Consider the following 12,460-nt stretch of genomic DNA (forward strand, 5'->3'; position numbering starts at 1 on the left):
TTCGGTGATCCGGTTCCAACTTCGGAACCGGGCTTCCCAAGAAAGGCTGGTCCACATCATGGCCAGACACCGCAGTGCCATCACCGGCAGGTACATCAGCTCGGCGGCCGCCGCCCGGCACCCCCGCACCTCGGTCGCGGTCTCCTCGGGCGGCAGCCGGTCCTCGGGGACCTCGCACCGCAGTGCGATCACCGGCCGGTACGTCAAGGAGTCGACCGCACGTCGGCACCCCGACACGACGGTCACCGAGAACAAGTAGCAACAACGACACCATGCCCCGGGGCTCTTGAACGACAGCTGAGCCCCGGGGCCGGTACACGTGTCCGCCCAGTTCCGAATCGGCTACTCGTGCACCCACTTGTTCGACCACATGAACCGCCAAGCCTCGTCGTCCACCACCGCTGCGCTCCGGCAGTAGCCGCACACAAAACAGGTGCCCGCACCGATTCCGGCGCCGAAGTCATCGAGATGCTCGACCAGCAACGTCTCCTGATCACAAACCGGGCATTCCTGCAGCCCGAGACTGTCCAGCCGATCCTTCGGGTCGAACGGCAACAGGTCCTGGGCCGCCCGGATCCTCCGCTCGATCTCCTTCTCACTCAGCATCTCGAGGTAGTTCGCCGCTTGACCACGCCGCCACTGGTCCCGGACGCGTTCCTTCGCCTCCTGCCGGTCGCCGTACTCGCTGTGCAACGAGTTGAGCGCGGGGTGCGCGTCGAGCTTGGCGAGCGCCTCGATGTGCTTCGGCTCCAACGACCTCTTGCCCGGGTTCCCGTGGCGACGTGGAGCCGTAGCGCGCAACGCCTCTCGAAGAAGTGCCACCTCGACGCGGACACCCGGTTCGGCGGCGGGCACCTCCCAACCCGGGATACGCGCGACCGGCAACGGCGGCGAAGCATCTGGCTCCTCGAGTTTCAGGACCGGCCCGACCTGCCCCGCCTTGGCCTCCTCGGCCACGATCACCTCAAGAAGTACCTTCGCGGACTTCACCTTCCCCTTGTTGTCGACCTCAGAGCCTGGCCAGCGTGCATGGACGATCGCCGCGAGCGCGTTGCACAACGCCTGTTCGAACTGCGCCGCCGCACTGGGCACATCGTGATCTTCCTGCAGGACGGCTGTCGTGCGCGCGTAGTCGAGACAACGCTGCGCGTGCAACAACTCGTCCTCCGACAACGGGGGGAGCATACGAACGAGTATCCGTGCTCGTCGCGTTTCAGTCGCGCAGTTTTCGCGCCCGGCGGCCGGGCGGCCGCACAATGGCTGGTGCAGCAACTGACCCAACTTGGCGTCACGGTCACCACCGAGACCTTCCCGGTCCACGACGTGCGCGACCTGTACGCGACACCCACCCTCCGCTGGCGCGGCCAGGATCTGGTGCACCGCCGCGACTTCGTCGAACACCTCGCCTCCGCCGACCTCCCCGAACCCGCACGGTCGCCATCGCGGACGCACTGGTGCCCCGGGGTGCCGACGCCGAGGGCTGGATGCCGAAGATGATCGCCGGCCCACGCCAGGGCGACCGCCCACTCCTCGCCGTCCGCACCGACCTGCACACCCGGATGGTCGCCGAAGGCGGGGAGGTCACCATCTCGGTTCCCCTGCGCACCGTCGAGACCACCGGCACCAACATCCACGCCGTCCTCACCGACGGCGCCCCCGCGGTCCTGCTGACCGCGCACCACGACGGCGTCGGCGACGACCCCGACCAGCGCCTGCCCGCGGCCGCGGACAACGCCTCGGGCATCGCCGTCGTCCTGGAAGCCGCCCGCCTCCTCGCACCAACGGGCATCGGCATCGCGGTCGCGCTCCTCGACGCCGAAGAGGCGGGCGCCCAAGGCTCCGCCCACCACGCACCCCACGTGCCACCTGGCACACCGGTCATCAACGTCGACAGCGCCGCCCAACTCGGCGACGCGGCCGCGGTCGAGGCCGGCGGCCCGGCCACCGCCCTGCTCGCCGCACTCGACCAGGCAGGACGCGAGACCGGCGTCCCGCTCCGCGCGGGCTCGATGGCGTCGGACAACCGCCGCTACGCCGCGGCGGGCCTGCCCGCGATCGGCATCGGCATGGGCATCCCCGGCTACCAGACCCCCGCCGAAACCCCGGAGCGCGTCGACCCAGCCACCTGATCGCGGCCACCCGCCTGGTCGTCGCCACCGTCCACCACCTCGCGCAGGTCGCTGTTTGACGCATCATCGATCCACGTCGATACTCGGCGTCATGACCGCCACCGTGCCCACCGCCTCGGTCCTCCCCGACCAGGAAGCCGCGACCTACGCCGAATGGTTCGCCAGCCTCGCCGAACCCACCCGCGTCCGGCTCCTGCACACCGTGGCCACGACCCCAGGCGGTCTCACGGTGGGCCAGCTCACCGAGCTGCTCGGCATCAGCCAGTCCACCTGCTCCCACCACATCCGCAAACTCGCCGACGTCGGCTTCCTCAAGCTGCACAAGGAAGGCACCAGCACCCGCGTCGTCGTCAACGAAGCCTGCTGCGTCGGGCTCCCCCACGCCGCCGACGCCGTCATGGGCCTGCTCGCACCCCGCCCCTGCTGCCCACCCGAGGCCCCCGCCGACATCACCGTCCGCGCTCTCGAACCCGGCGACTGGTCCGCCGTCCGCCGCATCTACGGCGAAGGCATCGACACCGGCATCGCCACTTTCGAGACCACCGTCCCCTCGCGCGCGTCACTGGACGCCAAGTGGCTCCCCGACCACCGCTGGGTCGCCGAACAGGACGGCGAGGTCGTCGGCTGGACCGCCCTGTCCCCCGTCTCCAGCCGCGAGTGCTACTCCGGTGTGGCCGAAAGCTCGATCTACGTCGCCGACGGGCACCGCGGCAAGGGCATCGGCAAAGCCCTGATCCGCCGGCAAGTCGTGGCCGCCGACGAAGCAGGGCTCTGGACCCCGCAAACCGCGATCTTCACCGAGAACCGCGCGAGCATCGCACTGCACCACCAGGCCGGCTACCGCACGGTCGGCATCCGCGACCGCATCGCGCAGGTGAACGGCACCTGGCACGACACCGTCCTCATCGAACGCCGCGCCGACACCGTCGACCGACCCGCCCGAAGCTGACGCCGTCTATCAGAAGCACTGACTTGACCGCTGATTGTGTGATCTAAACCGTGGGTGCTCGTCATGTCGGGCCCGCCTATCGAACTCAGGTTGAGGGGCACTCGTGTGCCGGAGTCGTTCTTCCACCTGGATTGGGTCGCCGAGTGATCGTGAACGGCCAGGAGCCGTTGTCGATCCATAACAGTTCGGCAAGATCGGCTGGCATTTCCCACGGCTCGACGGGAGTCCAGGGCACTGTCTCCTCGACCCAGGGGTCGCCTGTACCGAACTGGAGGTTGATGATCGGCGCCTCGGCTCCGGCAAGAGCCTCGTCGACATGCCGGAGTTGAACTCCTGTGAAACGGTGCGCTCCTACTGCGACCGACAAGGGCACTTGGTGCCGGTTAGCGAGTGGGCGGTATTTGCGCACCTTTTCCTTCACTCGCTCAAGCAACGAGTGAGCGCTCACCGAGCCCGCCAGACTGCTGGGTGGTTCGAAGGCTGCCTGCATCCCGTAGGGAGACACCTTTTGCCTACCGTCTCGTCGACGATCGCCCACGACGACGAACGTGTACCCGCATGTTGTGAATGCGGCCTGTTCTGACGCTTCCAAAAGAGCCGAGCGCAGCTCGTGAGTGATCTTCTTCGCCGTGCCTGCATCAGGCGGGATAGGTGGCTCGTTAGCCGGGGCCAATCGCAATACCACGGGGACCGGAATGGACTTGATCCGTTCGACGAGGGCGTGCCAGCTCTTCATCTGAGCATAAATGTCTGCGGCGGGGTTGTGCGTGTGCACCTCGACGAATCCCATTGGTTGCCCTGTGTCGGACAGAATGGTCCAGTCAGGTGTAACGCCATCCCACTCTTGCTCATATGCGACCCAGAGCTCTTGCTCACGCAGCCACGCACCGACGGCCAGCTCGAAGTTGACCGTCCAGAAATCCTTGTCCACCCACACCTTGCCCGCCAACGTCTCAGCATCGTGTGCGGGCAGTAAGGAAAGCTGGTCATCCAGCCACTGCCGCCATGGCTCGTACTGATCCTCAACAGCGATGTCGTAAGTCAACTCGCGCTGCTCCGGCGAGCGATGGCCGTAGCGACGCCGTTGTTCAGCCACGAACTCCCGACCGAACCGGCGATTGGTGATCTCGCTCTCGGTCATCCGAGCACTGGCCCTTTCCTGGTTCTGCGCTGAGATCGTGGAGCTCGGCGACAACGGAGGCGATACTGGTGGCCGTCCACCATCCTCTTGATCCGTCCGCGCCGGGCAGCGTTGAGGAAAGTTTCCCTCATCGCTGGGTTCGCTGGTTGTAGGTCTCGAAGATGAACACAGCGAGCGTGGACGCGGCTCCGGCGGCAAGTCGCGCGTGACGGGGACCAAGCCCGCTCACACTCGTGGCCTTGCCGTGACCGGTGCCGTACAGGTTCCGCAGCTCCGCCGTTCCTGCCACGGCCCCCGCGAGGCTGCCAAGCACCTTACGGATCGACGCTTCGCCCACAGCACCGGGCTTGACCTCGTCGGGTGATATCTTGAGCCGCTTTCCTACCTCCTTGACGACACGAGTCAGGTCCCAGCTCTTGTCGACAGTCACCCCCATTGCCTCGAGAACGGTGACAGAAGCGGCTTCGACGAGTTCCTTGGCAGTGCCGATGGCAAGCTCGGGGTCGGTCTCGATGGCCGCCTCCATTCGCGTGATCTGTCTCGTGAGATAAACCGTGTCTCCCGCAACAATCGACTTTTCGACATGGCGAATTGAACTGGGCACGGTGAGCATGCTCCGCGCGGCGAACACCGGCCGACCCGAGATCCGGGTGACCTCGACCATCTCCCACCCGTCCGGGTTTAGATGCCGGTTGTATATGAACAGCATCTTCTCCAGCTCGTCCTGGTCGGGACGGACCACGGGGTGCACAGTGGCGGCGATGAACTGGAGGAACTTCTCTTCGTCCTGAAGAAGACCGAACCGATCGTCGTAGAAGACCCAGTCGCGACCCCAGTCCAGGTTGTTGACGCGGTGCTGCCAGATGTCGCCGAACGCATCCTCGAACCGAGGATCGTTCGATGGCAGCTCGTCGAGCTGATACACGCGGCTCAGGAATTCCGTTTCCTCGAGACGCCCCGCCCACCGAAACGAGCCGAGATGAAGCTCGTCGAAGATGGCCCGCCTGGTGACATCCGTGATCACGACGAAATGCTACCCGGGTGCAGCCGATCCGACGACGAGGTAATCGGTGCCGAGCCGCTACCTCGGCCTCCTCGGCGCGGAGCTCGTCGCGGACCGCGACAGTGCCGATCACGCGGCCGTCATCCTCGACGAGGATGGAGGAGGTACCTCCGGAGTGCTGCATGCGATCAACGTCGACGGCGAGTACACCCGCATCCAGCTAGGGACGCGCCGGAGCACTCGTCCCTTTGCGATGACCGGTGAGCCCGGTGCCTGCCACCGGCGGCCGGGTTGACCTCGTCAACGGCGGCGAGGGTCTCGAGGCAAGAAGGTGCCCGCTGCGGGCTTCCAGTGCTGCGGCAATGTCGAGCAAGTGCTGGCGGGTGACGCCGTGGGCAGCGGTGACGCCAACGAGGGGAATCGGTTGGCCGTGACGGACGACGGTCTTGTTGAGCGCCACACCGACAACCGCACCGAGGTGCTTTCAGCGCCGCTCAGCGTTGACCAGAACACCGAGTTTGCTCGCGGCCACGACCGGCACGGAAGATCGCCAGGGGACATGGGGACGCGGCGACGAGCACGACGAGGGCACGCTCGATACAGAAGAGCGGTCACAGAGCAGACTCCCGATACCCGCGATCAAGACGGCGGCGATCGTCGCGCCAGGCACCAGAGGCCTTAGGATCCGGCCCGTCGGCCGCTGGCCGCGCCCTTGCGGGCTTGCCTCGGCGATCCGCACGATCCGCGCCGGGGAGTTGTCCTCTGCGCGTGCGGTCGCCTCGATCTCGAGCACGCGGATGCCGTTGATAGCACCCACGCACCGCGAACAGTCTGCTGAGCCGCGATCAGAGGTCTTCGACAGGGACGCTGACAGTGACGTGTTGTACCGGCATGAGCTTCCGTAGTCCCTCAACGTCGTCGCCGAAGGCTCCGTTGGCGACCATGTAACCGACGACGAAGTCGGCGTCGACCTCCGGCATGATCGCTACGAGCTCACGGAGGATGCGCTTCGCGTCCCGTTTGCCCGGCTGGTCGTGCCATCCGTTGTTACCCGCCCGAAGGAGCGCGGCCAGTTCCTCCACGGCAGGTTCGGGTAGTGGTTCGGGTCGCCGCCCGGTCACGAGATTGATCGCGTTGGTCGCGGTGGCCCAGCCAGCGAGCCGAAACGCTCCTTCGACCGCGCACAGCGATCCCCCGTCCGCGATGCGATGTGCGAGCTCGAGCAATCGCGCGTTCGGCACGTCGACCAGCACGGGACCACCCTCCCGAACTGCGCCGGTGGAGCGGAGCGTGACACTCTGGTTTCTCGCAGCGAACCGCTCGAGACTCGGGGTGGCAACGTCGTTGCGTTGGTGAGTCACCAACACTCCCCGAATCCGGCGAGCCTCACACAGTCCTTCCATATATGACACTGCCAAGATCGTCGGATCAACACCCTTTGCCTGATCCGCAAAAGGCAGCCATGCCGCTTCATATGTCGAATCCATGTGCCCTCCTCAGCGACACCGCGCCTACGTGCGTCATCGCGTCGCGTATGCGCCATGTTTCTCTGAGCCGACCACGGCCTGGCGTCACGCTCACAACCCGTGACACAGCCGCCCCGCCTTCGGTCGATTACCCACAGTCGCGGTGACCGCCGCGGTACCGGTCGGAGTTGAGCGAGCAGATTTGCGGTGCGGTCCCGACTGGATGTAACACCTCGCCGTCCGATCGCGACGGGTCCACACACAACGGCGTGATCAGGTTTGGCACAGACCAACATAGCCGTTCGACAGCCGCCGACACACGACCGGAGAGACATGCCCGCATCCGCATATGAGCGAAGGTCCCCTCGCCGAGGGCTTCGTATCGAGGAGCCGTACCGCGCCACAGTTGAGTTTGGAATGCCGAGAAGTGCCACCGGTCAGCTCAGCGTGTTCGACTAGCCTCGATTCGGGTTCGCAGGACGCACTCAGGCATCGATGGGATCGCGGCGCTGTAATCAGGAACGCGTCGTCGCTTATGGAGTTTCATGTTCGTCTCCGAGATTAAGATCAAGAACTTTCGGTCCTGCCAGCAAGTCCGGGTCCGCTTGCGTCCTGACGTGACCGTTCTCGCTGGTGAGAACAACGCTGGTAAGACCAGCGTGATCGACGGGTTGCGGCAGGTCACCGAGCCTCTGGATGGTCGACGCGGTCTGGTGATCACCGAACAGGATGTGTTCGACGCATGTGGACCAGAGGATCAGGTCAAGTTGGACACGATCTTGGCCGACATCGACCCCGACCACGCCGGGACCTACCGGGAAGCGTTCCTGCCCGGTGCCACGCCCGACGGCAAACGATCGGCACGCTGGTCGCTGTCCTACACCCGCCCTCCTCTGGGTCGCAGGCGGGGAACAACGACGTGGCAGGTCGGCGAGGGCCGGGACGTGCCCGGCGAGCCGGCCCTGCGCACCGCGATTCGTCATGTGCACCTGCCTGCGCTCCGTGACGCGGTCCGTGATCTCGGCGGTGCTGGTGGCGTCCGTATCCGGGTCATGATGGAGGCGCTGCTGGGTGGCCAGGAAGCGGTCGACGCGTTCGTCGAACGTGCCGGTGTCCATCTCAAGGGACTCGTCGAGGACGAGGCGGTGCAGGCAGTCGGCACGGCTGTCAGCGTGCCGCTGGGGGCCATCACTTCGGGCGCGCATCGGCAACAGGCCGGTCTGACGGTGACGGACGCCAATCTGGCCGCGATCTCGCGGGCGTTGCGGATGCTGCTCGGTGACGCGGAGTTGCCGTTGACCGCGTCGATCGATACCTCAGGTCTGGGGTATGCGAACGCGCTCTACATCGCCACGGTGCTGGCTGAGCTCGAGACCGCACGCGAGGCCGATCTCACGCTGTTGCTGATCGAGGAGCCCGAGGCACATCTGCACCCACAGCTGCAGACCCTGTTGCTCCGGTATCTCAAGAGGCGCGCAGCGCAGTCTCGTCAACGCCCCAATCCCAGTCCCGCGGAGCCGGCAGGGCACATCCAGGTGGTGCTGACCACGCACTCGCCGGTGTTGTCGGCTGCGGTGAGCGTGGAGGACCTGGTGGTGATGGCCCGCGGTCCGCGTCTGGGAGCCGCAGGATGGCACGCCCAGGCCGTACCGGTCGCCGATCTGGAACTGGCTAGCAAGCAGGTCAAGCAGCTCGACCGTTATATCGACGTCACCAAGAGCGCGATGCTCTACGGGGCGCGGACCGTGCTGGTCGAAGGGCTGTCCGAGGCGCTGCTGCTGCCGGCGATGGCCGACCTGGTTCTCGCCGCACCACCAGACGCCGAGCCGACGGCGCGCCGAGAAGCGCAGGAGGCGATGGACCGCTTCCACGGCTCGACGGTGATCCTGGTCGACGGGGTGGATTTCGAGCCCTACCTGAAGGTGCTGCTGACCCCGGTCGGTAACGTCCGCATCGGCCAGCGAGTTGCCGTCATCACCGACACGGACTCCTCCGAGGACGGCGACGTACCGTCCCGGGTCATAAAAGCCCGCGCTCTCGCCCAACAACTCGGCGCTGACACCACGGTCATGGATCTGTTCCTGGCTCCGCGCACGTTCGAACCGACCCTGATGTGCCCAGAAAACGAGGCGTTGTTGAAACAGGCTTTCGAAGAGTGCGCGCCGCGCTCGCAACACCGGTGGAAGCGAGTAGCCGACGCGCCCGTCGAGCAGCGGCCCGAGCTGTTCCGGCTGCTGTTCGTGGAGAAGAGCAAAGAGCCCGAGGCCACCGGCAGACCGATCTACAAGGCGGAGTTCGCGCACGCCCTCGCCGACTTGCTGGTCCCCGACTGCGGTTTCGTCGTGCCCGAGAACCTCGTCCATGCGATCCGCTATATCGCCGACGCGCCGACCACGGAACCGGCACGCTCATGACCAGCGCGGTCGAACACGTCATCTCGGCACAAGAAGAAGCAATCGCGGCACAAGAACTGGCCATCGCAGCGACCGCCCCGCTGTTCGTCCGAGCCTGTCCCGGCGCTGGCAAAACCCACGTCATCGTCTCCAGGCACCTACGCGGCCCCGCAGCAGCGTTGCGCCAAGGACGTGCTTTGCTCTCCTTCACCCGGGCCGCGGCGGCGCAGATGCGAAGCCGCTGCCACCGCGAGAGCAGGCCCGACGCTGCCCTCTTCCCGCACTACATTGGCACCCTGGACGCGTGCATCTGGGAAGTCCTGGTCGTGCCCAACCTCCCCGCCGGTCAGACGCTGCAACTCGTCGACTCCTGGGATCGTGTGCAGGCTGAAGTCCAGCTCGATCGTCAGGTTCCGCTGAGCGCCTTCACTTTCCAACGCGACCCAATCAGCGGAAAAGAATCGATCAGAGAAGACCTGCTGTCGCACGAGCACACACGCCTCATCAGCACGAGCAAGTTCGGCTGGGAGATCTGGTCGAAGAAGGCGTTCGCTGTGCGGGACGACCAGATGAAAGCCGGCTACGTGACCGGCCATGAGAGCCGTCTCCTGGCGTTGAAGTACCTGGAGAGTGGCGAGAACTTCACCGGTCCTCTTCGTTCACGGTTCGCGGAGATCGTCGTCGACGAAGCTCAAGACTGCTCAGTGACCGACCTGGAGCTCCTGGACCGGCTGCACCACATCGGCATCCCGCTTGTCGTCGTCGCGGACCCCGACCAGATGATCTACGGGTGGCGTGATGCCGACCTGGCACGACTCAGCAGCCTCGAAGGCCAGCTCGGCCAGACCATCGAACTCACGGGAAACTGGCGCAGCTCCGCCACGGTATGCCGGCTTGCCGCCACCCTCCGGGCCGGGTCCAGACCGCCCGACCTAGCTGTCCGGTCATCAACCCCGGAACCGCCGGTGATCCTGCTGCCCACCAGGTTCCCGAAAGGCAGCGCGGCACAGCATGCGCCCAGCCAGCGGCCTGTAGTCGACGTGTTCCTCGAGCATGCCGAGACGTACGCGGTCGGCGCAGCGGATTGCCTGGTCACCGCCTACCGCCGCACCCACCTGCCCGCCAAGGGCCGACGCCCAGCCGGTAACGCAGCCACCTTGCTCGCCCACGCCTGGCGAGTTGTGCATTCGGGGACAGCCGATCCCGACCAGGTCGATGACGCCCTACGGATCAGCTCCCGGCTGCTCATCCGCTACTGGTACCCCGACGTAGCAGCCTCAGGCAGCATCGAGGCGCGATGCACCACAGCCGACGTCGAATTCAGCCACATCATCCGGCATGCCTACGCCTTCCTGCATGCCCTGCCCGAACCCCACGCTGAATGGCACAAAGACGTCAACGCACAGCTGAAAACCTGGCCCTGTCCACCGAACGCGGCTCCCAGAGGAACGATCGGGCAATTACGTGGCAAGCCCGAAGGCACGAAGCTCTCACGCACGACCGCTGCCCCCTACCGGTCTGACAACATTCACCAGGTCAAGGGCGACGAACACGAAGGCGTGCTCCTTCTTGTGCCAGACGACGACGCCGCATCACACTGGGCCAGCGGCAATCCCTCTGCCGACGAACTTCTCCGCAACTGGTACGTGGCCGTCACCCGCGCACGACGGCTGCTCGCCATCGCCATCCCACCAGACGACATCGATCAGCTCACCGAGCACCTGCACGAGAGGCATGTCCCACTGCTACTCGGTTAACGTCACACTGTGTCGGCTACACCGGAATCACGTCCGAACACTGATCCAATTCATGCTGCGCCTGATGCTCGGAACGAACGATCTTGACAAGCCGTCGAGCCCGAGTCGCGCCTATCCCGAGCGCGACACGAAGCGTATCCGCAGAAATCGGCTTCTGGTGCGCCTTGCGGTGCGCGGTGTCCTCCCTCCGAGCTTGCTCCAAGAGCTCATCGAGGGAGCGACTCTGCCGCGGCCGATCGAACTCAACCTGATCGACCTCGCCCTGCTCAACCGCGGTTTCCCCAGCATCGAGGACAGCGAGCTCGCGCACGTTCACCGGCCCGGCGGCGAGGACGCCGTGCGTGACCTCCGGCGCCCCTGATTCACCGATCGCCTGCAAGAAGCCAGGGCCGACTTCTGCCCAGCCGATCAGGAGGAGCGGACCGACCGCGTCAAACGCCGCCTTCCCGTACTCCCCGGTCACGAGCGGGTCCGCGACGTTCAACGCCAAGGTGACCACACTCGCAAAGATCAACAGCCGCCGCGCTGGCCGCAACTGCGCCGCAGGAGCACCGGCAAGCGCGAGGTGTCGCGTTCCCAACAAGAGCCCGATCACCGACAGGTCGACAGCAGGCGCGACCAGCGGCGCGACCCACACAGGCACGCCCAGGCGGAGTGCCAGGTTCAGCACGTTCCCGAAACCGAACATGAACGTGAGCCCCACGACCACCCCGATGATCACAGTCACCACCCGCACGACGACGGCTGACTCGGGAGACGGGCCAGACCTTGGGGTCTCAGTGGTCATCACGGTCACCGCCCGGTTCGTCCAGGCGAACGCTGCCCTCGATCACCAGGAAATCAGGACGAATGCCCTGGTCAGAGCGACATTCTTCTGTGTAGTGGCCCGCCGAGGGGTCACACCGGCGACCGGGTACTGCTTCGTGCATCGGCCTCGAGGTGATCACTGCGCCACCTGCTTCCGACGCTCCATGACCAACGGCACCCGCGCCTCAACGACCAGCGGTTTCCCCGCCAAGCGATGCCTGCCCGAGTCAGCCGTTCGAGCGTGCTGGACGGATTCGCAATCCGTGTGCATCCTGCGCGAGCCGCCCCGGGGGCACCCCCGCACACCGCCGCTGACCAGGCGCTTTGACCTGCGACGATGGCCCCGCAGCTGATCATGGGGTAACCGGTTCTGTCCGTCAGATCCGGCTGAAGCCGGGTGATCACTCCCCCGTCGCTCCCCCGCAGGGGGGACCCTCGCGCACAGACGACCACTCGCGTTTGTCGGTCTCGCACATGTGTGAGACAACCTCACCCCATCCCAGTCAGCCGGTTCGAAAGCTGCCGCGAGCGCGAGAGGGCGACCTCGGCACAGGGCGTGTCAGCGACCTGGCACGGCGCCGTATCAACTCATCCACTGCCGCGCCCGCTGAAGACTCGCAGCGCACGAGCAACATCCAGTCGACCAGCAGCCACTCTATTGGGTGTTAAGACTTGCTTCGCTTCGCCTCAATAGCTAACGTTCAAACCTTGCGCTCTAGCGATCGTGAGCCACAGAAAGTTCCATGTAGCCCGATACGTGAAGGACACGTATGCGCGGCTCGCTCTCAAATTCTGGCATTCACGCGAGCGAGGTT

Annotated in this window: 12 protein-coding genes; 6 read left to right on the plus strand and 6 right to left on the minus strand. The window is 65.7% G+C overall.

Annotation, left to right across the window (positions count from 1 at the left end; genetic code table 11):
- The first annotated feature begins 58 nt into the window (after window positions 1-58).
- The gene (locus ACYQ77_RS22975; RefSeq protein ID WP_459714544.1) at window positions 59-259 is read left to right on the plus strand and encodes a hypothetical protein; all 201 of its coding nucleotides are present in this window, start codon (window positions 59-61) and stop codon (window positions 257-259) included.
- Window positions 260-342: 83 nt separating this feature from the next.
- Here ACYQ77_RS22975 and ACYQ77_RS22980 read toward each other — a convergent pair whose 3' ends face one another.
- Window positions 343-1,401, minus strand: coding sequence for a hypothetical protein (locus ACYQ77_RS22980; protein WP_459714545.1), 1,059 nt, complete (start codon window positions 1,399-1,401; stop codon window positions 343-345).
- A 53-nt stretch (window positions 1,402-1,454) separates the two neighbouring features.
- Here ACYQ77_RS22980 and ACYQ77_RS22985 point away from each other — a divergent pair, with 53 nt between their 5' ends.
- Together ACYQ77_RS22985 and ACYQ77_RS22990 are read left to right on the plus strand one after the other, a co-directional pair.
- The gene (locus tag ACYQ77_RS22985) at window positions 1,455-2,129 is read left to right on the plus strand and encodes a M28 family metallopeptidase (RefSeq protein WP_459714547.1); all 675 of its coding nucleotides are present in this window, start codon (window positions 1,455-1,457) and stop codon (window positions 2,127-2,129) included.
- 91 nt (window positions 2,130-2,220) lie between these two features.
- On the plus strand, window positions 2,221-3,078 hold the full coding sequence (locus ACYQ77_RS22990) for a helix-turn-helix domain-containing GNAT family N-acetyltransferase (protein WP_459714549.1): 858 nt from the start codon (window positions 2,221-2,223) through the stop codon (window positions 3,076-3,078).
- Between the two features lie 85 nt (window positions 3,079-3,163).
- Here the strand turns inward: ACYQ77_RS22990 and ACYQ77_RS22995 are convergent, their stop codons facing one another.
- Complete coding sequence (locus tag ACYQ77_RS22995; protein ID WP_459714551.1) at window positions 3,164-4,219, minus strand: hypothetical protein; 1,056 nt, start codon at window positions 4,217-4,219, stop codon at window positions 3,164-3,166.
- 127 nt (window positions 4,220-4,346) lie between these two features.
- On the minus strand, window positions 4,347-5,243 hold the full coding sequence (locus ACYQ77_RS23000; RefSeq protein WP_459714554.1) for an abortive infection family protein: 897 nt from the start codon (window positions 5,241-5,243) through the stop codon (window positions 4,347-4,349).
- A 46-nt stretch (window positions 5,244-5,289) separates the two neighbouring features.
- Here ACYQ77_RS23000 and ACYQ77_RS23005 point away from each other — a divergent pair, with 46 nt between their 5' ends.
- Entirely contained in the window at window positions 5,290-5,517 is a 228-nt protein-coding gene (locus tag ACYQ77_RS23005; RefSeq protein WP_459714556.1) for a hypothetical protein, read from the plus strand.
- Between the two features lie 189 nt (window positions 5,518-5,706).
- Here ACYQ77_RS23005 and ACYQ77_RS23010 read toward each other — a convergent pair whose 3' ends face one another.
- Window positions 5,707-6,039 carry a hypothetical protein gene (locus ACYQ77_RS23010; protein ID WP_459714558.1) on the minus strand — a complete coding sequence of 111 codons (333 nt, stop codon included), beginning with the start codon at window positions 6,037-6,039 and terminating at the stop codon, window positions 5,707-5,709.
- Window positions 6,040-6,067: 28 nt separating this feature from the next.
- Window positions 6,068-6,475 (minus strand): hypothetical protein, encoded by a 408-nt coding sequence (locus ACYQ77_RS23015; protein ID WP_459714560.1) that lies wholly within the window; start codon window positions 6,473-6,475, stop codon window positions 6,068-6,070.
- A gap of 758 nt (window positions 6,476-7,233) precedes the next feature.
- On the opposite strand from ACYQ77_RS23015, the gene ACYQ77_RS23020 reads away from it, so the two are divergent.
- On the plus strand, window positions 7,234-9,102 hold the full coding sequence (locus ACYQ77_RS23020; protein WP_459714562.1) for an ATP-dependent nuclease: 1,869 nt from the start codon (window positions 7,234-7,236) through the stop codon (window positions 9,100-9,102).
- On the plus strand, window positions 9,099-10,838 hold the full coding sequence (locus tag ACYQ77_RS23025; RefSeq protein WP_459714564.1) for a UvrD-helicase domain-containing protein: 1,740 nt from the start codon (window positions 9,099-9,101) through the stop codon (window positions 10,836-10,838). Before ACYQ77_RS23020 ends, ACYQ77_RS23025 begins: the two co-directional genes overlap by 4 nt.
- 16 nt (window positions 10,839-10,854) lie before the next feature.
- On the opposite strand, the gene ACYQ77_RS23030 is transcribed toward ACYQ77_RS23025, so the two are convergent.
- On the minus strand, window positions 10,855-11,625 hold the full coding sequence (locus ACYQ77_RS23030; RefSeq protein ID WP_459714566.1) for a hypothetical protein: 771 nt from the start codon (window positions 11,623-11,625) through the stop codon (window positions 10,855-10,857).
- Window positions 11,626-12,460 lie beyond the last annotated feature (835 nt).

This window comes from Actinophytocola sp. KF-1 (assembly GCF_054661535.1).

Coding starts and splice junctions, on each gene's coding strand:
- ACYQ77_RS22975 (WP_459714544.1), top strand. CDS start 59: ATGGCCAGACACCGCAGTGCCATCACCGGCAGGTACATCAGCTCGGCG.
- ACYQ77_RS22990 (WP_459714549.1), top strand. CDS start 2,221: ATGACCGCCACCGTGCCCACCGCCTCGGTCCTCCCCGACCAGGAAGCC.
- ACYQ77_RS22995 (WP_459714551.1), bottom strand. CDS start 4,219: ATGACCGAGAGCGAGATCACCAATCGCCGGTTCGGTCGGGAGTTCGTG.
- ACYQ77_RS23020 (WP_459714562.1), top strand. CDS start 7,234: ATGTTCGTCTCCGAGATTAAGATCAAGAACTTTCGGTCCTGCCAGCAA.
- ACYQ77_RS23025 (WP_459714564.1), top strand. CDS start 9,099: ATGACCAGCGCGGTCGAACACGTCATCTCGGCACAAGAAGAAGCAATC.
- ACYQ77_RS23030 (WP_459714566.1), bottom strand. CDS start 11,625: ATGACCACTGAGACCCCAAGGTCTGGCCCGTCTCCCGAGTCAGCCGTC.